The 24,728-nt window shown below is 53.7% G+C and carries 21 protein-coding genes; 15 read left to right on the top strand and 6 right to left on the bottom strand.

Features of this window, described 5'->3' with window-relative positions; genetic code table 11:
• Positions 1-12: 12 nt before the first annotated feature.
• The gene (locus tag ACFIOZ_RS10985) at positions 13-255 is read right to left on the bottom strand and encodes a hypothetical protein (RefSeq protein WP_386083952.1); all 243 of its coding nucleotides are present in this window, start codon (positions 253-255) and stop codon (positions 13-15) included.
• Between the two features lie 57 nt (positions 256-312).
• Positions 313-2,616, bottom strand: a complete 2,304-nt coding sequence (locus tag ACFIOZ_RS10980; RefSeq protein ID WP_386083950.1) for a PqqD family peptide modification chaperone — start codon at positions 2,614-2,616, stop codon at positions 313-315.
• A 191-nt stretch (positions 2,617-2,807) separates the two neighbouring features.
• On the opposite strand from ACFIOZ_RS10980, the gene ACFIOZ_RS10975 reads away from it, so the two are divergent.
• The gene (locus ACFIOZ_RS10975; RefSeq protein WP_386083948.1) at positions 2,808-3,764 is read left to right on the top strand and encodes a sulfurtransferase; all 957 of its coding nucleotides are present in this window, start codon (positions 2,808-2,810) and stop codon (positions 3,762-3,764) included.
• Between the two features lie 152 nt (positions 3,765-3,916).
• A complete protein-coding gene (locus ACFIOZ_RS10970; protein ID WP_386083946.1) occupies positions 3,917-4,486 on the top strand; it encodes a TetR/AcrR family transcriptional regulator in 570 nt (189 codons plus the stop codon).
• 124 nt (positions 4,487-4,610) lie between these two features.
• On the opposite strand, the gene ACFIOZ_RS10965 is transcribed toward ACFIOZ_RS10970, so the two are convergent.
• Both ACFIOZ_RS10965 and ACFIOZ_RS10960 read right to left on the bottom strand, forming a co-directional pair.
• Complete coding sequence (locus ACFIOZ_RS10965; protein WP_386083943.1) at positions 4,611-5,795, bottom strand: tyrosine-type recombinase/integrase; 1,185 nt, start codon at positions 5,793-5,795, stop codon at positions 4,611-4,613.
• Positions 5,796-6,142: 347 nt separating this feature from the next.
• Positions 6,143-6,340: a helix-turn-helix domain-containing protein gene (locus ACFIOZ_RS10960; RefSeq protein ID WP_386083940.1), complete on the bottom strand. Its 198-nt coding sequence runs from the start codon at positions 6,338-6,340 to the stop codon at positions 6,143-6,145.
• A 267-nt stretch (positions 6,341-6,607) separates the two neighbouring features.
• Here ACFIOZ_RS10960 and ACFIOZ_RS10955 point away from each other — a divergent pair, with 267 nt between their 5' ends.
• Positions 6,608-8,671, top strand: coding sequence for an ATP-dependent nuclease (locus tag ACFIOZ_RS10955; RefSeq protein ID WP_386083937.1), 2,064 nt, complete (start codon positions 6,608-6,610; stop codon positions 8,669-8,671).
• A complete protein-coding gene (locus ACFIOZ_RS10950) occupies positions 8,668-10,650 on the top strand; it encodes a UvrD-helicase domain-containing protein (protein WP_386083935.1) in 1,983 nt (660 codons plus the stop codon). Before ACFIOZ_RS10955 ends, ACFIOZ_RS10950 begins: the two co-directional genes overlap by 4 nt.
• Before the next feature lie 233 nt (positions 10,651-10,883).
• On the opposite strand, the gene ACFIOZ_RS10945 is transcribed toward ACFIOZ_RS10950, so the two are convergent.
• Positions 10,884-10,991, bottom strand: a complete 108-nt coding sequence (locus ACFIOZ_RS10945; RefSeq protein ID WP_386083933.1) for a JAB domain-containing protein — start codon at positions 10,989-10,991, stop codon at positions 10,884-10,886.
• 284 nt (positions 10,992-11,275) lie between these two features.
• Between ACFIOZ_RS10945 and ACFIOZ_RS10940 the strand changes: the two genes are divergently transcribed.
• From ACFIOZ_RS10940 to ACFIOZ_RS10890, 11 genes are all read left to right on the top strand, one after another.
• A complete protein-coding gene (locus ACFIOZ_RS10940; protein ID WP_386083930.1) occupies positions 11,276-12,214 on the top strand; it encodes a sugar ABC transporter substrate-binding protein in 939 nt (312 codons plus the stop codon).
• 234 nt (positions 12,215-12,448) lie between these two features.
• Entirely contained in the window at positions 12,449-13,396 is a 948-nt protein-coding gene (locus ACFIOZ_RS10935) for an ABC transporter permease (protein WP_386083927.1), read from the top strand.
• A gap of 16 nt (positions 13,397-13,412) precedes the next feature.
• On the top strand, positions 13,413-14,372 hold the full coding sequence (locus ACFIOZ_RS10930) for an ABC transporter permease (RefSeq protein WP_386083925.1): 960 nt from the start codon (positions 13,413-13,415) through the stop codon (positions 14,370-14,372).
• Positions 14,369-15,949, top strand: coding sequence for a sugar ABC transporter ATP-binding protein (locus tag ACFIOZ_RS10925; protein ID WP_386083924.1), 1,581 nt, complete (start codon positions 14,369-14,371; stop codon positions 15,947-15,949). The genes ACFIOZ_RS10930 and ACFIOZ_RS10925 overlap by 4 nt, the downstream gene beginning before the upstream one ends.
• Before the next feature lie 71 nt (positions 15,950-16,020).
• A complete protein-coding gene (locus ACFIOZ_RS10920) occupies positions 16,021-17,100 on the top strand; it encodes a maleylacetate reductase (protein WP_386083923.1) in 1,080 nt (359 codons plus the stop codon).
• Positions 17,097-18,482, top strand: coding sequence for an amidohydrolase family protein (locus ACFIOZ_RS10915; protein ID WP_386083922.1), 1,386 nt, complete (start codon positions 17,097-17,099; stop codon positions 18,480-18,482). The genes ACFIOZ_RS10920 and ACFIOZ_RS10915 overlap by 4 nt, the downstream gene beginning before the upstream one ends.
• On the top strand, positions 18,479-19,417 hold the full coding sequence (locus ACFIOZ_RS10910; RefSeq protein WP_386083919.1) for an NAD(P)-dependent oxidoreductase: 939 nt from the start codon (positions 18,479-18,481) through the stop codon (positions 19,415-19,417). The genes ACFIOZ_RS10915 and ACFIOZ_RS10910 overlap by 4 nt, the downstream gene beginning before the upstream one ends.
• A gap of 1 nt (position 19,418) precedes the next feature.
• Positions 19,419-20,282 carry an intradiol ring-cleavage dioxygenase gene (locus ACFIOZ_RS10905; RefSeq protein ID WP_386083917.1) on the top strand — a complete coding sequence of 288 codons (864 nt, stop codon included), beginning with the start codon at positions 19,419-19,421 and terminating at the stop codon, positions 20,280-20,282.
• Positions 20,283-20,341: 59 nt separating this feature from the next.
• Entirely contained in the window at positions 20,342-20,932 is a 591-nt protein-coding gene (locus ACFIOZ_RS10900) for a malonic semialdehyde reductase (RefSeq protein WP_035579375.1), read from the top strand.
• Between the two features lie 118 nt (positions 20,933-21,050).
• Complete coding sequence (locus tag ACFIOZ_RS10895; RefSeq protein ID WP_386083914.1) at positions 21,051-21,788, top strand: sulfite exporter TauE/SafE family protein; 738 nt, start codon at positions 21,051-21,053, stop codon at positions 21,786-21,788.
• 38 nt (positions 21,789-21,826) lie between these two features.
• Positions 21,827-23,608: an ABC transporter substrate-binding protein gene (locus tag ACFIOZ_RS10890; protein ID WP_386083912.1), complete on the top strand. Its 1,782-nt coding sequence runs from the start codon at positions 21,827-21,829 to the stop codon at positions 23,606-23,608.
• Between the two features lie 76 nt (positions 23,609-23,684).
• Here the strand turns inward: ACFIOZ_RS10890 and ACFIOZ_RS10885 are convergent, their stop codons facing one another.
• Positions 23,685-24,488, bottom strand: a complete 804-nt coding sequence (locus ACFIOZ_RS10885; protein WP_386083910.1) for an SDR family NAD(P)-dependent oxidoreductase — start codon at positions 24,486-24,488, stop codon at positions 23,685-23,687.
• Positions 24,489-24,728 lie beyond the last annotated feature (240 nt).

Raw genomic sequence — 24,728 nt, 5'->3', positions numbered from 1 at the left:
TGCTGTAAATCGTTAACCGGCTTCGGCACCGCCTTCACCTTCACCTTCGCCTTCCATTTCTTCTTCCTCACCTTCGGCACCGCCTTCGGCCAGCATCATGGGCGCTTCCTGCATCGGGGTGAATCCTGTGGTGGGCTCGTCTGCTTGGGCTTGGAAAGCAAGACCGCTTGCCACCAGGGCGAGGGCAGGTGCGGTATAGCCGAACTGGCGGCTTAGACGGCTCAGTAAACGACGTTTAGCTTCGTGTTGAGACATGGTGTTTCTCCTTATAGTGTCACAAGCAAATGCGCCAAATGGCGCGCCTTCCTGCCGCTATACCGCGGCGCGGGAAGAGGATAAAACCGGTGTCTGTTTAAGCCACTGGGTAACGGTTTCGACCTGCTTAGTGTCCAGCCGGGCGCAGCGCGCCCCCTGGATCATTTGCTGAAGCGCAGTTAAGGCGTCAGGGCTTAATCCTTGTAGGTGTTCTGCTGTTTCCAAGGCAATGGGCAGCAGGGCGCCGAGCCATTCAAGCGACGACGGTGCCTCCGAGCTTACGCACGGGGCTGCATCAAGCCATAAAAGCCCAACGCAAGGGCCGCGTTCCTGAAACAAGAACCCGACATCCTCAATCGGGACATTAAGCGGTTCCAAAGTGTCCGGTGCGGCCAGAGAGAGGCGTGCCCCGCATGTCAGGGCAAGGCCGTTATGAGCCGCCACTGCCTTCAGTGTCTCCATCGCTTGGGTAGAATCTTGGTTGGGCGTAACGCAGACGATATGCCCCTCCTGTCGACTCAGCAGCACGACATCGAGTATCAGATGCCCATCAATAGCGGTGTGGGACAAGCAGTGCTGGATAATGGCGGGGACGATGTCGTCGAGGTGCAGACGCGAGCGAATAACCCGGCTGTCGTTGGTCAGGCAATAGCCGTTGGCGCTTTCCAGTATGTGCAGCGACGCATCGGGGGCTTTTTTATCGGCCTCCAGCAGAGGCGCGAGGGCGTTGGCAATGCGCTCTGCCACTGGGCCCTGGGGAGCACTGATCGAATAATGACGCTGATCAAAGAACAGCGTAATGCGCGAGGTAGCAGGGTGCTCGCGAGCGGCGCACGCCGTGTTGGGCGCTGAGGTGTCGCGATCCTCAGGCGCCAGCAGCCCATGCTGCCACCATAGCGAAAGTGTGGCCCACATATCGCTGGCAAGAGTGTCGGCGTCGACCTGCCCGCCGCTTGCCGCCTGCAGGTGATCAATAACGGTCTCGATCGACTCGCCTTCGCTGACCAGTAGCCAGATCAGCGCCGCGGTGTCGTTAAGCTGGAAATAGCGCCCGCTTGTGTGGTGGTAAAGCGCCAATTGCTCACCGTCGATCAGCTCGCTGACGTCCTGGCCGTGGAAAGACAGGCTCAGCGGGGCGAGCTCAGCCGCCAAACGGTAATCGGCAAGGCTGGGTAGCCCGACAAAGGGCAGGTAGCGATTGGCATCCAGGGTCGGGTAGAGCGGTACAAACCCACCGGCCCGTTCACGCTCGGCCGCCAGTGCAGCGGCATCGAAGGTCGCCTCGTCGCGGGGCAGTTGAGCAAGCCCGGTCAGGGCAATCATGTCCTGCACAAGGCCGGTTTTGACGGCCTCTTCGACCACGCCGCCGTGCTCGGGCTTGGCGCAGGTGCCCAGCGAGGGGCTCAGGTTGCACTCCAGAATCCAGGGCTTGAGCTGGTCGTCGACCAGGCAGTCCAGGCCGATTAACTCGTAGCAGCCGCGTGGATCGGCGCCGTCTTCCTGGGAGCGGGCGCGCATCGCCTCGACGCCGGAAAGCGCAGTCAGCGTGGCTAGATCGTGAAGCTGGCTAAATAGCGCCTGGTCGTCGTGGCCCTGCTCGCGAAGCCAGTGGCGATAGCGGTCAAGATCGATAAACTCCACCGGAATCTCGGCGTCAAGGTTGAGCGCGTTGATGTCGGGGTTGGTCAACTGGCTAAAGGGGTTGTCGATGTCGTCCGGGCTCCACGGCGCCGAGGCCAGCTTGGCAAAGCCCTGGTCGTAGAGATACACGCGTAGCGGGTCAATGCTGACAATCAGCATATAAAGGCGTAGCACGTATTTGTGGCCGCGGATGGTGTGTGGGTTGGCAACGTACTCCTGCACCAGCCAGTTGGGCGCCAACGGCGCGGTGGTCGGGTCGCGCAACACCTGAACCCCTTGGCCCTTGGACGCATTGGTCGGCTTTAAAATCCAGCGCTTTTCTGGATGCGCGGCGGCGTCTTCGACAAGCGCCGGGTAGTCGTGGGGCATTTCATAGGCGCGCGGGAAGAAATTCAGCCGCTTAGTGTTGGGATGCGCCTCACCGTAGTGGCGCCGGGTACATTCGCGCAGCGCGCTCAACCCCGCATGCAGGCGGCTTTTGACCGTGAGCGCGGCGTTGCCGGGAATATGGTTCATCACACGGCTGGCAGACGTCGTCTTGAACGCTGCCCTGGGCGGCATTCCGGTGACCCAGGCCGCCTGCCAGTCCTGTTCATTTCCCTCTTTCCACCCCTTGGCTTGCAGCGTCTGGCGAAAAAAAAGATCCTGCTCGGCATGGCGCTTACCGCTTAGCCAGAAGGTGGGCGGTGACGCAGATGAGCGTGGTGTGAAAGGGGGCATAACAGTGCTCCTGATGCATTGTTCTCATGTTCAGTGAGGCCATTTTCAAAATACTTACATCGTCACGTAGATTATTTTCCTGTGCTCTTGGAGAGTGCCATATAGTCAAACGCTATTGTCAACTTCTCTTTTTATAGCGCATGATAAGGGTATTGTACCAATCGTTCCTTCCCGTTAGAGGAGTTGTTTCCATGAAACGCATCGTTATCAGTGTCGTTGGTGTCTTCAGTGTGATTACCCAAGCTCAAGCGTTGGAAATGCCGCCCCTGGTGGATGCACAGTGGTTGGATACCCACAAAGAGCAGTCGTCACTGGTGATTTTGGACGTTCGCTCCTCCATCGATAACGGCGGAGATGAAGATAGCTTTCGAGAAGCGCGCATTCCTGGTAGCCGCTATACCAGTTATACCGATGATGGTTGGCGCGAAAACCGTGACAGCGTGGCGGGGTTGATGCCCGAGGTCGACGATTTGGAAGCACTGATCGGTAGCCTGGGGATCAGCAACGACAGCGACGTGGTGATCGTGCCAGCAGGGACAGGGCCGACGGACTTTGGCAGCGCGGCAAGGATCTATTGGACCTTGAAAGTATTAGGTCACGATGACGTTTCGATTTTGAACGGTGGCTTTGCAGGCTGGCAGCAGCAGGGCTATGACGTTGCCACGGGCGATCCTTATGCCTTTGATTCGACAAACTTCGAAGCGTCTTTACGTGAGCAGTTAGTGGCAAGTACGGAAGAGGTAGAGGCGGCGCGAGAAGAGCAGGCGCAGTTGGTAGACGCACGACCCTCTGACTATTTTTCTGGTGAGAATAAATCACCCGCTGCGCGAGTGGCAGGAACGATACCAGGCGCACGAAGCCTACCGCACCAAAGCCACTTAAATGTTCAAAACGGTGCTTACTACCTGGATGTCGATGGTCTGCAGTCACGCATTAATGACGCTGACCTGGACAGCCGTGAGCGCACCATTGCTTTTTGCAATACCGGCCATTGGGCAGCGACCGACTGGTTTGTGCTCAGCGAAGTCGCTGGGTTTGAGAATATCGCCATGTACGATGGCTCCATGGCAGCCTGGACCATCAGCGACTCCCGCCCGGTGCAGCTCGCCCGTGAAGGCATTAAACAGGTGCGTGAACTGCTTAATTAAGCCTTTTTTTCCTATGCCCGCAGGATCAATGCGGGCTTTTTTTATGGGTGAATAAAAAAGCGCGTACAGTCAGTAGCACCGTCAATATGGTACATTAGGCAGCTAATCAGTTAGACAGGCAGTGAGGTAGACACATGAGCGTTGGAAGGCCGATGCAGCATCAACCGGAGGCGGCGTTAAGCGCTGCCATGCATTCGTTTTGGCGTTCTGGATATCACCATACATCACTGCGTGATCTCTTAGAGGCCATGAACATTTCGCGCAGTAGTCTTTACCATCTCTATGGTAATAAAGAGACGCTTTTTACGAAGGCGCTTGCACGCTATCGTGAACAGCTGCTAGCTCAATTGACTTCCTCACTGGCACAAGAAGAGAGTGCTTGGTGTTTTATAGAGCGCCTTCTGATGCGCACTGCCGAGCAGGCAGAAAGCGAGCAAGCCGCCTTGGGCTGCTTGATTTTTAACTCTGCCACTGAGCTTGGCAGCCAAGGCTCATCTGAAGCCGAGGCCGCTGCACAAAGCGTTCAGGCTATAACTTCATTTTTTGTAACGGTTATTGAGCAAGCGCAAGTCGAAGGCTCCATTCCCGCTCAGCGCGACCCTCAAAGCTCAGCATATTTCTTAACGCTTTCAATATCAGGGCTACGGATGTTACTAAAAAGTGGCGCTACACAGCAGCAGGCAACGCTTCAGGTGTCTCATATTTTGCGCGGTTTAGTTTGACTTTTATTAAGTAAGTATTTGTTTTATTGCGTTTTATACCAAAAATGTTGTTGTGCAGTGACAGTTAAATGCTTTTATGTGCCATTACATAAATCATCTGATAATGTCATTTTCAGATGATTCTTTATGGTTTTACATAATTTGCCCAGTCCTGCATCATTTCCCGACGTTTTTCAAAGAGATCACCACGCCGATAGGCGGCTTCGACTTTGTTTTCGATAGTGTGAGCAAGCGCCATTTCTGCTACGTCCCTAGGGTAACTGGAGACTTCACCCGACCAGTCTCTGAAGCTAGAGCGAAAACCATGGGGGACGAAGTTACCCCGTGTGCCACCAACACCATATTCCATACCTCGCATAAGCTGAAGCATTGCCATATTTGACAGAGGGCGTCCATGTCGAGCGCCTGGAAAGATAAATAGATTACCCTGGATTCGGGGAAGACTAGAGAGTAGCTCTACTGCTTGGGTGGATAAAGGCACCCTGTGCTCCCTTCGTGCTTTCATCCTTTCAGCAGGAACCGTCCATGTCTTCTTACCTAGATCAATCTCTTGCCATTCTGCATTAAGAACTTCGGATGTTCTCGTTGCGGTCAGGATGAGAAATTGCAAAGCTTTAGATGAAATACTGGTGTGCCCATGCAGCTCGGCAATAAATAAGCCTACTTCTTCGTAGGGCATAGCTGGAAGATGAGAAACCTCTTTAACCCGCGAAGGTTTGGGGAGCAACTTATCCAAGTGGCCACGCCATCTTGCAGGATTGGCTTCATCTCGATACTTGTGTGCTGACGCAAAATCTAGCACATTCTCAATTCGACCTTGCACGCGCTTAGCGGTCTCAGTTTTGGTCTTCCAGATTGGCTCAAGTATTCTTAGTAGGTGATGAGTATCGATTTCATCAACTGGCATTTCACCAATAACGGGTCTTGCATATGTCTTTAATGTACTAACCCATTGCCTAGCATGTTTTGCATTACGCCAACTGTGCCGATGAGACTTGATGTAACGCGCAGCACAACTTGTAAACGTAGGTGTAGAATGCTGCTGCTTTTCAAGGTCTCGGGCGTTGATAGGGTCAACACCGTCTTTGGCCAGCTTTCTGAAGTTCTCTGCTTTGCGACGGGCCTCGGCCAGTCCAGTATCTGGAAAACTACCAAGCCCCATTTCTCTACGTTTTCTATTGAAGGTAAACCTTAGTACCCATTTCTTAGCTCCACCTTCGGAAACCACTAAACGTAAACCACCACCATCTTCATGCTTTCCAGGCCCTGCAGAAGCTACTTTACGTGGGCTAAGTTTGTGTATTGCCATGGTTTACCTCTCCAAAAAAATGGGAGCAGTCCCCCAGTTAGTCCCCCATATGTTATGGATTACCATAGACTCCGGTGGACATAATGGCAATTCAACCTTATGATTTTATTGATAGTCATGGACTTTGAGAGATGCTGGGGGAGGTTAAAGTAACGGACTGTCCCTCCGCCACCTTATCTTGAACAGCCCCTGATTCGTCAGGGGCTTTTTTAGTTTTTAGGCCATACGATTGCTGCCTAATAGCCCTTCCATAGAATGCTCCGGTCTTTCACTGTGTTCAGAATGTGTCTGGGAATTCTGAATTACCTCTGCCTGGGCGTGGTACATACCTCGATTTCCTTATCTCATTAAGAGAGATCAGTCAGTGCTTCAGGGTGTTTTTCAGCGACTCGCAGCAGTGTCCGTGCAGTGCCGGTGGGCACGCGACGGCCGTGTTCCCAACCGTGAAGCGTGCAAAAACTTACGCTCAGCAGCTTGGCAAACTCACCTTGAGAGAGGCCCACGCGATGAAGATTTTCAGCCGCCTTTTTCAATGGATTTTTCAAGCCTATGCACATGAGTGGTGACAGCCGCTATTCCTTCAGATACTGTTATCTTAAGAATTATGAGTGCTTGGATTTGGCTGGAAACGGCCCAAAGCGGAAGTTGGTGGAGGGCGGCTAACGGCCAGGAGCAGACAGTCATCCCAAGAGATTGGTTTCGCCCGATAGATCATGTCATAAATCTACCAGTCATCAGGGATCAGCACTGGGTTGGCAGAAATGGCCAAGATAGGCGTCCCTGCCTCGTCATGAGTAACAGGGAGCGTCGCTGTGTACCTATCTGTTTTGAAACTAGAAAATTTCCGCCAGTTTGGCCAGGCCAACCATGGCTTGGAGGTCGCCTTCAACCCAGGTGTCACCGCGCTGGTTGGAGAAAATGATGCAGGTAAAACGGCAGTCATCGATGCGATCCGGTACGTACTGCAAACCCGTGATGCCGAATACCTGAAGCTGCAACTAGAAGATTTCCATATCGATAACAGCGGAGCTCAGGCCAGCACCATTACGCTGAGGTGCACATTAGATGGTTTGAGTAAGGCCGAACTGGGTGCGTTCGCTGAGTATGTTACTTACAAGAACAGCGTAGGTCGGCTGCACATCCATTGGTCAGCCACGCGCGTCCAAGGCTCAACGCTCACCCGCAGATGGGTGGATATTTCAGTGCGTTCCGGAGAGAACGGGGAAGGGCCGTCCCTGGATGCAGGGGCCCGTCTTCTGCTCGCCACTGCGTACTTGAAACCATTACGTGATGCGGAGCGCGAGATGTCGCCAGGCCGCAATTCTCGGCTCTCTCAGGTCTTGAGCAGCTTCCCAAACATCGATGTCGGAAACGCTTTCGATACCGCCACCCCGCCTGCTAGCCCCGTTGATGCAGAAGCGTTGAGCATTGCTGGTATGGGCGACTACATGCGGTATCTGGTGAACAAGCACAGCGCTATCGTCAGCGCTGAACATGCTATCAACCAAAACTACCTGGCCCCGCTTTCTCTTGCGGGACGGCCCCTGACAAGCCGTATCAGTTTCGGCGAGGGGGGTACCGAGGATGCGAGGCTGAAACAGATCCTTGAGCGCCTAGAGCTCGGACTGCTTAATCACGCTTCGAGGGAGTCTCGGGGCGTGTATGGCCTGGGCTCGAACAACGTACTATTTATGGCCTGCGAGCTCCTCCTGCTTGGAAAAGAGCCGGACGGCCTGCCGCTGCTATTGATTGAAGAGCCTGAGGCTCACCTGCACCCGCAGCGGCAACTGCAGCTTATGGATTTTCTTGAGAAGGCCGCGAAACCTGAGGATGGTTTGAGACCGGTACAGGTGGTTCTGACCACACACAGCCCGAATTTAAGCTCAAAGATTCCGATCCAGAATCTTGTGCTCATGCATCGAGGGCACGCGTTCTCCCTGGCTGAAGATCAGACCTGCTTGGGCGCCGATGACTATCGGTTCCTGAGTCGATTCCTAGATGTCACGAAAGCAGGATTGTTCTTCGCCAAAGGGCTGTTGGTGGTGGAGGGCGATGCTGAAGCGATCCTTCTGCCAGCCCTTGCGCGTATGCTTGGAAAAGACCTGACCAAGCATGGTGTGTCGGTGATCAATGTGGGCGGCGTAGGGTTGCGGCGCTACTCCAAGATCATGCAGCGTCGAGATACGAGCAAGGGTGAGATCTCCATTCCTACGGCGTGTATTACCGATATGGATGTCATGCCTGACTGCGCGCCTGAGATTCACGAATTGGTAACGGGGCCGACTGATCCCAAGTGGAGCAGTACTAGCCGCCGCTGGAAGGCTGTGCGTGATTTCGGCGCGAATATTGCAGAGCAAGAAGCCGGTATGGCTGAGCATCGTCAGAAGCGGATGGTGAGCGACGGACAGTGCGTTCGAACCTTCGTAGCAGACCACTGGACACTCGAATATGACCTAGCCTTTTCCGGTCTTGCGCTTGAAGTGCACGCGGCAGCTTACCTAGCGATCAACGAGGAAAAGGTTGATCAGGGGAAGGTGACTAGAGCAGCTCTTTTGGTTGAGGCTGAAACCGCATTCAAGGCGATTGAGGCAGCCCACTCCACCAAGGAGGCCAGGTGTTCGGCTGTCTACAAGCTGGTCAAGAAGGCCTCCAAAACCATTACTGCCCAGCACCTGATCGACCTGATAGAAGACCGTTTCGAGGCTAAGACGCTGGATGCGACAACTCTGCGTGACTCGCTATCAAAGTCTGTGATTCACGCGATCGAATACGCCACCAGTGGCTCAGCAGTGCCGCCGACGGGGTCTACGGTCACGCCGGTTGCCACGGGCACTGTAGCCGGCACTTCAGCAGCTGTTGAGGAGAACGAGGAATGAACCTGACCCAGCTCATTGATCCGATAACCGACGACGATGTGGAGTGGGTCACCAATCTCATGAAATTGGAGGCATTAGACGAGCCTAGGCGCAGCTTCCTGCAGTCCATGAGCTCACTGGACGTCTCCGCTTGCCCTGGCAGCGGCAAGACCACATTAGTGGTGGCCAAACTGGCGATCCTCGCTCGCCATTGGAAGAGTCGAACTCAGGGTATCTGTGTCCTTTCACATACCAACGCAGCGCGGGAGGAAATTGAACATCGCTTGGGAGGCTCGGAGATTGGGCAACGTCTGCTTCGCTACCCGCATTACATCGACACTATCCATGGCTTCACTGGGCGATTCCTTGCTTCACCATGGCTTCGATCGGAAGGCATTACCCTCACGGCCATCGACGATGAACTCACACATGCTGCTCGTAGGAAAGCACTGAAGCCCTGGGAATACGCGGGCATCAAGACCGCTTTTGAATCGGCACACCTCAAACTCGAAAAGTTGCGCTTGCGCACTGTCGATTTCGACAACCCGCTCACAGGTTCCAGTTTCAAGTTCGGGGCCCACACAGACACCTACAAAAGGGTCTGCAAAGCGATGTCTCATGCAGCGAAGACGGGGCATTTTTGCTTTGATGAAGTGTTCGTGTTGGCTGATGCGCTGCTGGCTCAAGAGCCTGCGGTAGCTAGCGCTTTGCGAGCACGTTTTCCTTGCGTTATGGTCGATGAGATCCAAGATACGCGGTACGAGCAGGCCGACATTCTGAGCAAGGTCTTTCCGCGCCAGGATCCAGATGTTTGTGTCATCAGGGTTGGGGATCCCAACCAGGAAATTTTTGAAGAGAAGATGGAGCTGCCGGAGCCGTTTCCCGATCAGTCGAGCACCATGGAGATCGCCAGTAGCTTCCGTTTCAATCAGTCGATCGCGTCAATCGCCAATCCCTTTGCTTACCTGCCGATCACTGGTGGTTTGGTAGGGTTAAGGCAGAGTGGTGCCTGCCTGCCTGCTCCTAATACCATCATCGTCTTCCCTGATGGCGATGTGAGCAACGTGCTAGATACCTATGGGCAGCTATTGATCCAGCACCTACCTGCAGGTGTGCGGAGGTCAGGTGTCTATGCGGTTGGAGCGGTACATCGGCTGGACAATGACAAGCCAGAGCATTACCCCAAAGCGGTTGAGCATTACTGGGCACCATATCAGTCAGAGGTTAATAAGCCTTCCTTTAAGCCACGTACATTTGCAGAGGGTGTACACATCGCTCGTCGATATGTTGCTAAGGATGCAACTGCGGCTTCAGGCGTGGAACTGATTGCGTCCTGCTTGTTGACCCTTGTGCGCCTGGCGTTTCCCCGTGACGCGATTGTGGCGAGGTCTCGCAGTCATCAATGCGTCGAACAGCATCTTGCCGGGCGTCCTGGAGTGGCCGCTGCATATCGTGGATGGCTCGAACGGCTGTTGTTTAGCCCCACTGGTTTTCCTCAGGCGGAATGGGATGCAACGGTTGCCTCAGGCTTAATGGATCTTGCGGCGGAGTTGGTGTTTTCTGATCAACGGATGGCAGCAACGGATGCTGAAGCCTACCTTGCCTGGTCACCTGCTCCTCAAGTAGAAGACCCAGGCGACAACGTTGGTGCGCTGCTCAACACATACAGGTTTGAGACCGGTTCTGAGCACGTGAACATCCGCTTGTCTTCGATTCACGCCGAGAAGGGTAAAACGCATGCTGCCACCCTGATTCTGGAAACGTACAACCGCACTCACTTCGTCAAAAAGCTCTTGCCGTGGCTTGAAGGCAAAGCCTCAGCTGCGCAGCGTCCGAACGAGACGGCGAAGAAGAGCATGATGCTCATGTACGTGGCGATGACCAGGCCAACTCATATGCTTTGTCTGGCCATGCGCAAAAGCTCGATGGGTGAGGGTAAGGCCGAGACCAAGAGGAGGACAGCACTGCAGCAGGCAGGTTGGGCAATTATCGACATTTGATACGGCCACGTGGTTCGCCCCTAGTTTCCTAAACACCCAACGACCGCTTTTGGCCGTTTACCGTCTTAGCGAAAAATGAAAGCTTGCCTCGTTATAGGATCTGCCTCGCTGGGCAACTCCATTTTTTCTAATATTTACCCCAAAATACTCCCATCCCTCAAACGACCTAAACAATCACTTCCCACCACACGATCAATCATCCGTATACCCATCGACCCCAGCGCTACCTTCAGTCACACGACAATACGCTGGACTACATTGCTGGGTTCAGGATCAGCACTCCCGTGATTGTGATCTAGGATAATGGCGGCAGCGCTGTAGGGGAGTGAGGCATTGAGCACGTCCTTTAGTAAGCTCTAGCCGCATCAATGCTGCCTCGGAATAGCTCCTCAACGCGAATACTGGCTGTCAAAAAGAGCACGCTGAACAACTTTGTGCTAACACATTCTACTGGTGTCGCCTCCTAGCATTACCTTGCTACGCAAGGAAATTTATTAAAAAAACCAATTTGGTCATTTCTCTACTCCGGTCGCGTTGTGTCGAAACAGAGCCCAGCAGTAAGCTCCTTACCCAGGCTTACATAGTCTGCAAGATAAAAACAATTAATAACGCTAGGAGAAACGCAATGTTCAAGAAAACCGTTCTTGCCGCATCAGTCATCATGATATCGGGCACGGCTGCTCAGGCTGAAGGCCCTTACCGCATCGGTATAACCCAAAATAATGTAGGTGTTGATAGCTACCAAACCACCTATGAAAGTGCTTTTGAAGAGGCCGCCGAGCGTGAAGGCAATGTCGATATCGTGGTGTTAGATGCCGGTGGTGATGTCGCTCGTCAGATTGGGCAGATGCAGGATCTCATTCAGCAGCGAGTTGATGCCATCATTATCTGGCCGACCAATGGTCAGGCCGTTATTCCGGCGATTCGTCAGGCGCATAATGCAGGCATACCTGTGATCGTGACCAATTCTAAAATTGCTGAAGCGGGGCTAGAGTACATCGCTGCCTTCTCTGGGCCGGATAACGTCCAGCAAGGCATTTCCTCAGCCGAGATGATGTGTGACGCCTTAGGTGGAGAAGGGCAGATCGTACAAATTGCTGGCCAGCCCGGCTATACCACTGCAATGGAGCGTGCAAAGGGATTTGAGGATCGTCTAGCTGAAGCGTGCCCGGGTGTTGAACTGATGGAAACGCAACCAGGCAACTGGAACCGTGAACGTGCTCAGCGTGTTATGGAAGATTTTTTGACCAAATACGACCGTATCGACGGCGTTTATTCGGGCGATGACAACATGGGTGTTGGCGCTCTGAATGCGGCTAAAGGCGCTGACCGAGCTGATGAGATTATTTTCATTGGCGCCACTAACTTCGCCGTTGGCTACGACGCGATTGAGCGTGGTGAGTATTACGGCTCTATTTATCAGTCTCCCGTGGATGATGCTGAGGCGGCTCTGCAAACAGCACTGGATGTTCTGGCGGAAGAAGACCTGCCGAAGATGAATTTCTTCGATACCCCCAAAATCACCGCTGAAAATCTCAGCGAGTTCGACCGTCCCGTTTTTTAAGGTAAGGCATGCTGCCCGGAGTGACTGCGTGTAGTGTGCAGTTTCCGGGATACAGCATGTGCCTGAAAGCAGGGGTTCCTGCGCATGGAGTGCGCGGAAAGCAGCAATGGAAATATGTGTGCCCATTGCGCTAACCGGTCTTTCCAAGTGATTTCATAACAGGTGATAAGCATGGCTTCCGCTGAACAATCTAAATCCAGGCTGCCGACAGGAAAGCTTAGTAAGGCTAGCGTAATGAGCTTTCTATCAGCCCAGGGAATTCTCATTTTTTTCCTGCTCGGTATGTTCGTTTTCTCTTTCTTTTCTGAGCAGTTTCTCTCCCAGTCGAACATTATGACGGTGATTCGCCAAGCCTCGATTATTGGCATTATCGCGGTAGGCGTCACCGTGGTGATCATCGGTGGAAACCTGGATCTTTCGGTGGGATCGATGCTGTCATTCTCGACGGTGCTCGTTGTGGATTTACACGACAAGATTGGCCCAACTAATGCCATCCTCATGATGTTTGCGCTGACGCTCATGATCGGGGCCGTCAATGGCTTTTTAATCGGTTTTCTGCGCCTTAACTCGCTCATTGTGACGCTTGCCATGCTGTCGGCGATCCAGGGCTTTGTGCTGATCTATAGCGGTGGCCAGAACGTTGACATTGCTAACCAAGATGGCACTTGGTTCGCCTTCTTTGGGCGTGGCTATATCGCGGGAATTGCTGTCCCCATCCTGCTATTTGGGTTGTTGGCCATTCTGGTTCAAGTAGTGATGTCCTACACCGGCTACGGGCGACGTATTTTTGCTGTCGGTGGTAACCCGATGGCTGCCGTTTACTCGGGGATTCGCAAGAACTGGTGCGTCTTCAGTACCTATCTGATTTCAGCCTTTTGCGTGGCATGTGCGGCACTGGTGCTTGGCTCTCGTGTTATGGGTTCCCAAAACAACGTTGGCCAGGGATACGAGCTGCTGGTGTTGGCGGGCATCATCCTCGGTGGCACCAGCTTGCTGGGTGGTTCAGGCAGCATTTGGAAAACAGTGATTGGTGTACTGATCCTGGGCTTTATCCAGAACGGACTGCTACTGATGGGCTACCCCTATTACATCCAGTGGATCGTGACCTGGGTAATTATCATCCTGGCCGTATGGCTGGACCTCGCTAACAAGCGTAAGCGCTTGTTGACGACCCACTCATAACGCGGAGGAGTGACAGATGACTTTTTTAAAAGGGTTCTTCCGTGGCAAAACGGCTATCCAACCGATATGGATCTTCGTCCTCGCCATCTTCATTTTTTTCAGCTTCACGTCAGAGTACTTTCTGTCGTTTGGCAACATTTCTAATATTTTGGTGCAGACGTCCACTATCGGCCTAATCGCACTAGGCATGACCTTAGTGATGATCAACGGCAACATCGATTTGTCGGTTGGGGCAACCTTAGGGCTGGCTGCTTCACTGGCGGTGGGTTTGCAGGAAACCAGCATGATACTGGCAATCCTCGCAGCACTCGGCTCAGGCATTCTGCTGGGCGCCATTAATGGCTTCATCGTATGGAAAACGGGCGTTAACGCTTTCATCGTCACGCTGGGGGCCATGCTCGGGGTGCGGGGCCTGATCTTCTTGTACACCGGTGAGCAGTCGTTTTATGCACTGAATTTTGCCTTCTCTGACTTCGGTGCCAGCACCATTGGGCCTTTTCCAGTACTGGCGATTATCTTCCTGATTTGCACACTGATCATGCACTTGGTGCTTACGCGAACGGGCCATGGCCGTAATACCTTTGCGGTGGGTGGCAACCCAGAAGCCTCGATTGATGCGGGGATTCGCTTGGGGCGCCACATGATGATCAATTTCATTATTGTTGGCTTCTTCGCTGCATTAGCTGGCGTGCTACTCGCCAGCCAAATGGGCGCGGCAACGCCCAATTTGGGCCGTGACTATGAGCTCTGGGTGATTACGGCCGTGGTGCTAGGCGGTACCAAGTTGACCGGTGGCTACGGAAGCATCGTCGGCACCTTGGGTGGGGTACTCGCCATTGGCATTCTGCGTAACGGCATGAACTTGATGCAGGTGCCCGCTTTTTATGTGCTGGTCATCCTCGGCGCCATCCTTATTTCCGTACTGATTATCGACAAGAAGCTCAATGTACCCTCGGCTAAGGAGGTGCGGATATGAGCCCTTCACAAGAAAACCTGTCTCAAAATGCGCATGAGCAAGTCAGTGCTTTAAAGCGTCAGCCGATCAACGCGGATCCGATACTTCGACTAGAAGGGATTACCAAGCGTTTTCCTGGTGTGGTTGCTTTAAATAACGTGGATTTTGATGTGCGGCCCGGAGAAGTGCATGCGCTGCTGGGTGAGAACGGTGCAGGCAAGTCGACGTTAATGAAGGTTCTGGCGGGTAAGCACCAAGCCAACGAAGGCAAGATCATTCTTGGTGGCCAGGAGATGGCTTTCGAAAATCCCAAGCATGCTAAGCGCGCAGGGGTAGTGTTGATCCACCAGGAGCAGTCGCTGGTTTCCGAGATGACGGTCGCCGAGAACATCTTTCTCGGTAGCTTGCCAAGAAAGCCATTCAATCGCGTTGATTGGCGCAAACTGCGTGAAGATACCAACGCTATTCTGGCGACTCTCAAATGCAGTTTTCAACATGACGACCTAGTAGGGTCGCTCTCGATTGCCAAGAAGCAGATGGTTGAAATTGGCCGTGCGCTGGCGTTTACCCCGCGTGTAGTGGTGTTTGATGAGCCGACGGCATCGCTCACCGACTACGAAAAGCCCGTACTTTATGACGTGATTAATTCGCTATGTGAGCAAGGTGTAGGGATTGTTTATATCTCCCACCGCATGGATGAGATTTTTCACCTCTCGCACCGCATCTCGGTACTGCGGGACGGTGAGTACACCGGCACCGTCAATACGGCGGATACCAACGAGGATGAAATCACCCGAATGATGATCGGTCGCAGCTTGGAGCTCGATCATGCCAGCAAACCGAGCGATTTCGGCGACAACATGCTGGAAGTGCGAAATCTCTCGGTGAAGAGAGTATTCGAGAACGTCAGTTTTAATGTTCGCAAGGGCGAGATTGTGGGCATGTACGGGCTGGTGGGGGCGGGGCGCTCTGAAGTTGCAGAGACGATCTTCGGACTGCGCACGCCCTCAGCCGGTGAAGTGGTGTTGGACGGCAAAGTGGTGGCGTTTCGTAACTCCCACGATGCGGTGGTCAGCGGTGTCGCGTTAGTGCCGGAAGACCGTAAGGATCAGGGGCTGATTCTGGGTATGAACTGTCGCGATAACATGACCCTGGCAAGCCTCTCCAGTGTGTCGTCGTTGGGCTTTATGACGAGTGCAAAAGAGCGCCAAGTCTACGACAAGTATCAGCAGGCGATGAAAATCAAAACGCCCAGTTGGCGCCAGAAGGTGGGCAATCTAAGCGGTGGTAATCAGCAGAAGATTGTTATCGGCAAGTGGCTACATACCCACCCTAAATTACTCATTCTCGATGAGCCTACCCGCGGTATTGATGTGGGTTCCAAGTCGGAAATCCACACCCTGGTGAAAGACCTGGCCAAATCCGGCTATGCGGTGTTGGTGATCTCCTCAGAGATGCCGGAAGTCCTTGGTTTGAGCAATCGCATTATCGCCATGTATGACGGCCGCGTGACCGCTGAGTTTGATGGCGACAACGTCAGTGAGGATGAGCTGGTACAGGCGATTACCGGGATGGGCAAGCAGGCACAGGCGAGCTAGCTCGCCTGTTGCGACGGGTGCGCTCTGTCAATCGCGCACACATACCACATCAAACGTATAAGGAATGTTTCATGCAACCCTTTGTTTATGATGGCCTGCCATCCCGCGTGGTGTTTGGCCAAGGAACCCTGTCACGGCTAAGTGAAGAGCTTGAGCATCTCGGCTGCACACGCGCGCTGGTGCTGGCAACGCCCCAACAGCATGAACAGGCAAGTGGCGTGCTAGCGCAGTTGGGTGAGAAGGGCGTTGGCGTTTACGCAGAAGCCGCCATGCATACGCCGGTAGAGGTGACTGAGAGTGCCTTGCAGGTGGTGAAAGTACTGAACGCAGATTGCACCATTGCTATCGGTGGTGGCTCGACCATTGGCTTGGGCAAAGCGATTGCGCTGCGTACGGGCTTACCTCAGATCGCGATTCCCACTACCTATGCCGGTTCAGAGATGACGCCGATCCTGGGTGAAACCCGCGATGGTCTCAAGACCACTCAGCGCACCTTGGAAGTACTGCCGGAAACGGTGATTTATGACGTTGACCTTACCTTAACGTTACCCGCTGTGATGTCGGGGACTAGCGGTATTAACGCCATTGCCCATGCGGTAGAGGCGCTTTATGCCCGCGACTGCAATCCGGTAATTGCGCTGATGGCAGAGGAGGGCATCGCGGCGCTGGCAAGAAGCCTACCCGTGATTGCCAACGACCCTACCCATGCTGAGGCGCGCTCGGATGCGCTTTACGGCGCATGGCTGTGTGGCATTTGCCTTGGCTCGGTGGGTATGTCGTTGCACCACAAGCTTTGTCATACCCTGGGCGGTTCTTTCAATCTGCCCCATGCGGAAACGCACACCATAGTGCTGCCTTATGCGCTGGCTTATAACGCGCCTGCGGTGCCTGATGCAATGGTGCGTATCAGTCGTGCGCTAGGCTGTGACGATGCGGCCGCTGGCCTTTACGACCTGGGGCGTGCGGTCGGTGCGCCCAGCGCGCTCTCGGAATTAGGCTTTAGCGTGGAAGACGTTGAGCGGGCCACCGAGATTGCTACCCGCAACCCTTACTGGAATCCACGTGAGGTCGAAGCCAGTGGTATTCACCGTTTGTTAAGCGATGCCCAGTCGGGGCTTCGACCCCAGGCAGGTAGTGGGGGGGCTCAATGAACACGCTGTTTATTAACGCCACCCTTGTCACTATGGATCCGCAGCTGGGTGAGCTGAGCGATGGCCAGCTTCTGGTTGAGGATGATCGTATTGCCGCCGTGGGTCATGACCTGACCGCCGACCCCAAGGCACAAGACGCCGAGGTGATTGACTGTGGCGGCGGTATCCTCATTCCCGGGTTGGTCAATGCCCATATGCATACCTGGCAGACCGGCCTGCGTGGCGTTGCCGCCAACTGGACGCTGCTTGAGTATTTTCGCCACGTACACCGGGGGCTTGCCGCGCTATTCACACCAGAAGATATCTACATTGCCACCCGCATGGGGGCGATTAATCAGCTTAACTGCGGTACCACAACGCTGGGTGACTGGTGCCACAACAACCCGACCCCAGCGCATACTGACGCGGCGGTAAAAGGGTTAAAGGAGTCCGGCATTCGTGCGCTGTTTATGCACGGCTCGCCCAAACCCGACCCAAAACCTGGTCAGCCGCACTTTAGTGAGATTCCCCACCCGCGCCATGAAATCGAACGACTGCTCAGTGGCGAACTGGCAAACCCGGAAGGGCTTGTCACCTTAGGCATGGCTATTCTTGGCCCTCACTACTCCACCTTAGAGGTGACCCTGCAGGACTTTGCCCTGGCCAAAGAGTTTGGTCTCGTCGCTTCAATGCATCAGGGCGGTGGCGAGGCAGTGGCGCCCGGCGCCTGGGACGAAGTAGAAGCGCGTGGTTTGCTTGGCTCCGACATCAACATTGTGCATGGTCAAAGCCTGGATGATGGCCAGATGTCGCGGTTCTGCGCCAGCGGTGTAACGTTCTCGATTGCACCGGAAAACGAGATGACCCAAGGCCATGGCTTTCCGGTAACGGGGCTGGTGCGTCGGCACCAAGGCGTGGTGTCGCTGGGGGTTGATCTTGAGTCTGTGTTGTCGGGTGACATGTTCAGCGTCGCCCGCATGGCACTGGGGATGCAGCGCGCCCTTGATAACGATGCATCGCGTCGTGAGCAAGGCAAGATTCCTGATACTTCAACGATTACCACCCGGGAAGCGCTGGGCTGGATCACGCTGGATGGGGCGAAAGCCCTCGGTCTTGATAACCGCATTGGTAGCCTGACCCCAGGCAAGCAGGCCGACCTGGTACTGCTGGATAGTAACCAACTCAATATGCAGCCGGTCAACGACCCTATTTCTACGGTGGTAATGCAAACAAGCCTTGCCAATGTCGACAGTGTGATGGTGGCTGGGCAGTTCAAAAAACGTGGCGGCCGTCTGTTAATCGAGACTAAGCAGGGTATCGCTGAGCTTGCCAAATCTGGCCACCGTATTCACGCCGAACTGCTGGCGCGTGAAGCGCAATCGACACAGGAGGCAACCCCATGACAACGGTTTCCACAACGTCCCCTTCGCCCGCTAAAGTGGCTTGGATAGGCTTGGGTAAGCTGGGCTTACCGATGGCCGCCAGAATTATTCAATCCGGCACCGCGGTAGAAGGATTTGATCTTTCCGCTGAGCGGCTGGCTTTAGCAAAGGATATCGGTATTACCCCACACCAGAGCCTGGCTAGTGCCGTTGCCGATTGTACCCTGGTGTTTGTCTCGATCCCCGATGACCGCGCGCTGATCGGTCTTTGCATTGAGTCGGGTGAGCTTGTTCGTCACATGATGCCCGGCACTGTTTTGATTGAGACCAGCACGGTAAGTGTTGAAGCCTCTGCACGAGTGGCCGAGGCGGCGAAGGCCCATGGCATTGCCTATTTGCGCAGCCCTGTGTCAGGGAACCCGGTAGCGGCAGAGGCGGGCACGCTGTCAGCGATGGTCTCTGGCCCACGGGATGCGTTGGCAACGGCTAAGCCTGTGTTTGACGCTTTTACCAAGGCGCAATACTGGCTGGGCGATGAAGAGCAGGCCCGGGTGGCCAAACTGGCGATCAACCTAATGATTGCGGTGAGCGCCGGGATGATGAGTGAAGCCCTGACCCTGGCGCGCAAAGGCAACATTGAATGGGACGCCATGCTAGAGCTTATCTCTGACAGCGCGGTGGGTTCGCCCATGGTGAAGTACAAGGTACCACCACTTTTAGAACGCGATTTTACCTCGACGTTTTCTGCCGCCCAAATGGCCAAAGATCTTGATCTGATACTCGATTGTGCCCACGGCTCTGGGGTGTCGACGCCGCTGGCAGCGCAAATGCGCGAAGCCTATACCGCTCTTATCGCCACGGGGCATGGCGGTGATGACTATATCGCCACCGTACACCACACCGAGCGCCTTTCAGGGCTGGGTGAGCCGATGCCAGCAACGCATGGAGGGCAATAAGATGCGTAACTTAACAGCCGACAATATTACCGCAGCGGTGATTGATGAGTTTTCTAGCTGTGATGATGAACGGCTTAAAACGCTGCTTAATGGCTTGGTTAAGCACCTGCATGCCTACCTGCGCGAGGTGCAGCCTAGTGAGAAAGAGTGGACTCAGGCAATTGAGTTTCTCACCCGTGCCGGGCAGATGTGTGACGACGAACGCCAGGAGTTCATCCTGCTGTCTGACACCCTTGGCGTGACGATGCTGGTCGATGCGATTAACCATTCGAGCAGTGATCCTAATATTACCGAAAGTACTGTGTTGGGCCCTTTTTACGTCGCTGACCCTCCCCAGGCGAACCAAGGTGATGCCATAAATTGGGGCGTTGAAGGCGAGCCGCTATTCGTCGAGGGCAACGTGCACGATGCCCAGGGTAAACCGTTGGCGAATGTCACCATTGATGTGTGGCAGTCCGACAGTGAAGGTTTTTATGACGTCCAAAAGCCTGAGCTGGAAAACGCCTCATTACGCGCGCGCTTTCATACCGACAGCCAGGGTCATTATGCCTTCTGGACGGTGACTCCCTCACCTTATCCAATTCCCACTGACGGGCCGGTCGGCAAAATGCTCGACATCACCGGGCGTCACCCATATCGACCTGCCCATGTGCATTTCATGTTGATGGCGCCGGGGTATGAAACCTTGGTGACTCAAATTTTTGCTGAGGATGATCCTTACCTTGATTCTGATGCGGTGTTTGGCGTCAAAGATTCACTGGTTAAGGCGTTTGCTCAACAGCCGGCGGGGCAGGCGCCAGATGGCCGACAGATGGAAACGTCTTACCGCTACTTTCACTACGACTTCGGCTTGAAGACGGCCTGAACCTTTCACCCTGAACGTCCAGCTCGTACTGAGCTGGCTAAATCGAAAGAGGAAATAACATGACAACGATTGATCAAACCGCTATCGCAACCCTGTTTACGGAAGCACGCACCCACAACGTTTGGCAGGATCGTGAGGTCAGCGAGGAGACCCTGCGCGAACTGTATAACCTGATGCACTTTGGGCCAACCTCTATGAACTGCCAACCCTCGCGCATTATTTTTCTGACCACCGATGAAGCAAAGGAGCGCCTAAAGCCTGCTCTGTTACCGGGGAATCAAGAAAAAACCATGAAGGCGCCTGTGGTGGCTGTCATTGGCTTTGACACTGAATTTTATGAGCATCTGCCGCGTATGTTTGCCCACAATAAGGATGCCAAGTCGCTGTTCGAGGGTAAGCCTGACTTTATCCACTCCACGGCCTTCCGCAATAGCGCTATCCAGGGGGGCTACCTGATCTTGGCGGCGCGTGCGCTAGGGTTGGATGCGGGCCCCATGTCCGGCTTCAACAATGCCGCGGTGGATGAAGAGTTCTTCCCCGATGGCAAAGTGAAGAGCAATTTCCTTTGTAACTTAGGCTATGGTGATGCCAGCGCGCTGTTCCCGCGTGGCGACCGCTTCTCCTTTGATGAAGTGTGTACAGTGCTGTAAACATTCGCATCGCTACGCTTAATTGTTTGCCTAAGCGAGAAGGGGGGCCGTGACTGTCATGGCCCCTTTTTCGCTCCTAACGAGTGGAGCCGCGGCTTAACATTAAAAAGGCTTTCAAATGATTATTGACTGGGTGTTCGTGGCGCTAATGATTATTGCGGTGCTGCTCACGGGGATTTCCAAGTCGGGTTTTGCCGGTGGGGTTGGCGTGGTGGCTGTGCCGCTAATCTCACTAAAAGCGAGCCCGACCTTTGCAGTGGCGGTGATGCTGCCGCTGTTGATAGTGATGGATGTGTTTAGTCTAAAGGCGTGGTGGCGGCAGCGGGTTGATCGTTTATTGTGGCTTATGTTTCCACCTGCGGTGCTGGGGGTGGCGATAGGCTATTTCACCTATGGCTGGTTTGACGAGGCGCTACTGAAACTAGTGCTGGGTGTTTTTTCAGTGCTGTTTGGCCTGTGGGGATTGTTCAAACCGCTGCGCGGAAGGCGGCTGCCTGGCTGGGTTGGGCGCTTGTGTGGTGGGGTGGCAGGGTTTACCAGTTTTATCGCCCATGCTGGCGGTCCTCCGCTTAACTTTTACTTACTACAGTGCCCATTAACCAAGCAGCAATTTTTGGCTACAGCCGTTGTCTTTCTAGCGATTACTAACTTGGTGAAGCTGGTTCCCTATACCCTGTTGGGCTTGGTGAATATCGATAACCTGACGATAGCGCTGCTGTTGATGCCTGTTGCGTGGTTGGGGGTTCGGTTGGGGCTGGTTATTCAGAAGCGCATCAATGGTGAGCTTTTTTTCCGAGTGATTCTGTGTTTACTGATTTTGCTGGGTATCCGGCTAATCATGGACGGCATAGACTGATGGTCAGCCTTATGGCTATGTGATGTTTTGGAGTCGTCATGAGAGACGGTCACGTTGAGATCAATGAGGCTAAACCAGAAGGGCCTTACGATAAGCTGTCGCAAATGCCCGCCTCAAAAATTTCTAATACAGAGTTTGCACGCTTCATCGATTTCATTGAAAAATTCGAAGACGAAACTGAAAGCACGCTTTCCATGTCGCTGGGCTATCGCGAGATGCGTATGTTGCTGCACGTCATGCGCAATCATCTTGCGGGAAGATTAACCACCCCAACATCATTGGCAGATGCCTCTGGCCTTACCTATGGGACGGCAAAGCGCGGTATCGAAAGCATCATGCAGCGCGGTTTGCTGATCTCACGCCCACGCACTAAGTCAGGTAAAACGGTTTCGTTGCACCCTTCCGCCCAAATGATCCAGGAGTGGGAAAGCTACGCTGAGCGAATCAAAGGGTTTCTTGGGCCGTTGTTCGGGATAGACCCGTCATCCGACACCGCCAATAAGATATTTCTTGGTACCTCATCAACAGAACGAGTGATATCAACCCCTGCCGTGCTATCTGCAAGGCTGGAGCTGAAGGGCGGGTTACGTGTGCTAGCGCACGCTGACCCAACCTTTATGGCTATGCACAACCTGAAGCGTCAGTTGGAATCGATTTTTGGACTGGAAATTCGTAACAAGGCAAAATCCATCGATAATTTGCTAGATGAGATTCTAGACAACGCTCGTTTGGCTAAGTCGCGCTATGACATCGTGGCCTGTGACCTACCCTGGTTTGGTGAGCTAGCGGCGAGTGGGGTGCTTATGCCACTCGAGGCGTTAATCAAACGCGATGATTATGATCTCTCTGATTTCCATCCAATGGCTATTCAGAGCTCCAGGTACGCAGGCAGTCAGTACGGAATACCGGTTCAAACAACGCCTGAATTGCTTTGCTATCGCCAGGATATTTTCGAGGCGGCACAGTTAACGCCTCCCACCACAACAGAAGCGCTGGTTAAAGTGGCTAGGCAGTTACATAACCCCGCCAAGGGGCGTTACGGCATTGCCTGGAATGCGGCGAGAGGAACGCCCCTTGGGCACACCTTTAGTTTTCTTATGGCCAAGTTCGGCCAGCCGCTGCTTAATCTTCCCATCTGCCAGGGCGGTTATGACTTTCAGCAAGCCACGGGCGAGCAACTGCGACCTATGTTCGATTCAGATGCCGCTTACCGAGCCTGTGAATATATGCTGGATATTTTGAAATATTCGCCGCCTAATATTCTCAATATGTCCTGGTACGAGCGGGCTAAATCGTACGCCTCAGGAGAAGTCAGTATGGCCTATTGCTATACACTTCTGGCACCGCTGTTTGAGTTAGATAAGCACTCACCTGCGTATGGTAATACGGGCTACTTACCCCATCCGATTGGCAACCACGGTCGCGCTATAACACCCATCGGCGGTTATGCCCTGGCCATTCCCGCTAACTTGGCAGAAGAGCGAGTTGAGGCAGTCTGGACGGCGCTCAAGCACCTGACCTCTGCCAGCATGTCCAAACTTTATATTATGAATGGCAGCCTGGTAACGCCTCGCTTTAGCGTCAGCCAGGATCCTGAGGTCTCTGCATTATCGCCGCTGATTAAAATCGTCAACGAAATGGCAGAAAATGACATTTTACAGGCCTGGCCACGCCCACCTGTACCTGGAATTACGGACATTATAAGCATCGCGGGGAATGAGATATTCGACGTGCTGGATGGACGGCGCTCTATCAAAAAAGCGCTCTCTATTGCTCAGGAACGTGCCGATAAAGTAATGCGAAGCAGGGGAGTTTATTGAAGAACGGCCGCTAATATGACCGATCCCCATGTTCCAGTAAGCACGAGTAAAACATGGGGACGATCAACACGGGTAGCTACTGCATGATCATGCCGCCATCGATCATAAGCAGTTGGCCTGTCATGTAATCGGATTCCTGACTTGCAAGGAAAGAAGCGGTACCAACCACATCTTCAGGGTAAGAGTAACGCTTCATTAGAATCATTTTCTCAGCAAGTTCATCCATCGACTGTCCCTGCTTATCGAATTTGCCGATGCTAACCAAATCTTTGTCGAGCTGTTCCCATAGTTCAGTGCGCACTACGCCGGGGCCATAGCCATTGACGGTAATATTGTGATCCACAAGTGCTTTAGCGCCGCCGTTGATCATGGCCAGCACCGCATGCTTGCTGCAAGAGTAGGGGACAACATCGTCAAACGCCTGACGAGAAAGAATCGAGCCAACGTTAATGATTTTGTAAGGGCCGTTGTCTTTACCCTGGCTGATCATCTGCTTAGCGGCTTCCTGCATGCCAAGCAGGCAGCCCAACGCGTTAACATCCATAATCTGGTGCCAGTTTTCCTCGGTAATATCGAGAAACATCAATGGCTTGTTGATGCCCGCATTATTGACCATCACGTTCAAGCTGCCAAAGGCGTCGACAGTGGCTTTAACAGCGGCAGTTACTTCAGCTCGGTCGGTCACATTGAGTTTGACCGCAATGGCGTCGCCGCCGTTTGCCTTGATACGTGCGGCAACTTCTTCGCACCCTTCAAGGTTGATATCCGCCACGCAAACTTTTGCTCCTTGAGCAGCATAGTGTTCGGCAACGGCGGCCCCCATGCCACGTGCGGCGCCGGTAATCAGGCAGTTTTTACCTTTGAGTCGAGTGTTGTCCATGAGCTTACCTTGTAAGTTTTGTTTTGGGTCAGTCCACGCTACCAACGTTAATTAGTCCTGGCGGCTTGGTGCATGGAGCCTTTGTTAACAAGGGCTTCCGTCGTTATATTCGTCGATGCGAATGACAGTTTTTAATTACCTTGTGTTGACATATTCTCGGGATGTCTTCTTCGCAATGACAGGTTGATCTGCTGCTAATATGACCAGATTGGACGTTTCAGTGGACAAGCAACATTAAGC

The sequence above is a fragment of the Vreelandella sp. F11 genome, assembly GCF_042466685.1.
In the GTDB taxonomy this organism is placed as follows: domain Bacteria; phylum Pseudomonadota; class Gammaproteobacteria; order Pseudomonadales; family Halomonadaceae; genus Vreelandella.
The sequence above is the reverse complement of the archived record's forward strand: the minus strand, read 5'-3'. Positions and strand labels throughout refer to the sequence as shown.

What these genes read in the sequence shown, in the direction of transcription:
- ACFIOZ_RS10985 (WP_386083952.1), bottom strand. Translation starts at nt 255, where the DNA reads ATGTCTCAACACGAAGCTAAACGTCGTTTACTGAGCCGTCTAAGCCGC.
- ACFIOZ_RS10970 (WP_386083946.1), top strand. Translation starts at nt 3,917, where the DNA reads ATGCAGCATCAACCGGAGGCGGCGTTAAGCGCTGCCATGCATTCGTTT.
- ACFIOZ_RS10930 (WP_386083925.1), top strand. Translation starts at nt 13,413, where the DNA reads ATGACTTTTTTAAAAGGGTTCTTCCGTGGCAAAACGGCTATCCAACCG.
- ACFIOZ_RS10900 (WP_035579375.1), top strand. Translation starts at nt 20,342, where the DNA reads ATGACAACGATTGATCAAACCGCTATCGCAACCCTGTTTACGGAAGCA.
- ACFIOZ_RS10940 (WP_386083930.1), top strand. Translation starts at nt 11,276, where the DNA reads ATGTTCAAGAAAACCGTTCTTGCCGCATCAGTCATCATGATATCGGGC.
- ACFIOZ_RS10905 (WP_386083917.1), top strand. Translation starts at nt 19,419, where the DNA reads ATGCGTAACTTAACAGCCGACAATATTACCGCAGCGGTGATTGATGAG.
- ACFIOZ_RS10980 (WP_386083950.1), bottom strand. Translation starts at nt 2,616, where the DNA reads ATGCCCCCTTTCACACCACGCTCATCTGCGTCACCGCCCACCTTCTGG.
- ACFIOZ_RS10915 (WP_386083922.1), top strand. Translation starts at nt 17,097, where the DNA reads ATGAACACGCTGTTTATTAACGCCACCCTTGTCACTATGGATCCGCAG.
- ACFIOZ_RS10890 (WP_386083912.1), top strand. Translation starts at nt 21,827, where the DNA reads ATGAGAGACGGTCACGTTGAGATCAATGAGGCTAAACCAGAAGGGCCT.
- ACFIOZ_RS10895 (WP_386083914.1), top strand. Translation starts at nt 21,051, where the DNA reads ATGATTATTGACTGGGTGTTCGTGGCGCTAATGATTATTGCGGTGCTG.
- ACFIOZ_RS10920 (WP_386083923.1), top strand. Translation starts at nt 16,021, where the DNA reads ATGCAACCCTTTGTTTATGATGGCCTGCCATCCCGCGTGGTGTTTGGC.
- ACFIOZ_RS10975 (WP_386083948.1), top strand. Translation starts at nt 2,808, where the DNA reads ATGAAACGCATCGTTATCAGTGTCGTTGGTGTCTTCAGTGTGATTACC.
- ACFIOZ_RS10925 (WP_386083924.1), top strand. Translation starts at nt 14,369, where the DNA reads ATGAGCCCTTCACAAGAAAACCTGTCTCAAAATGCGCATGAGCAAGTC.
- ACFIOZ_RS10885 (WP_386083910.1), bottom strand. Translation starts at nt 24,488, where the DNA reads ATGGACAACACTCGACTCAAAGGTAAAAACTGCCTGATTACCGGCGCC.
- ACFIOZ_RS10950 (WP_386083935.1), top strand. Translation starts at nt 8,668, where the DNA reads ATGAACCTGACCCAGCTCATTGATCCGATAACCGACGACGATGTGGAG.
- ACFIOZ_RS10935 (WP_386083927.1), top strand. Translation starts at nt 12,449, where the DNA reads ATGAGCTTTCTATCAGCCCAGGGAATTCTCATTTTTTTCCTGCTCGGT.
- ACFIOZ_RS10910 (WP_386083919.1), top strand. Translation starts at nt 18,479, where the DNA reads ATGACAACGGTTTCCACAACGTCCCCTTCGCCCGCTAAAGTGGCTTGG.
- ACFIOZ_RS10965 (WP_386083943.1), bottom strand. Translation starts at nt 5,795, where the DNA reads ATGGCAATACACAAACTTAGCCCACGTAAAGTAGCTTCTGCAGGGCCT.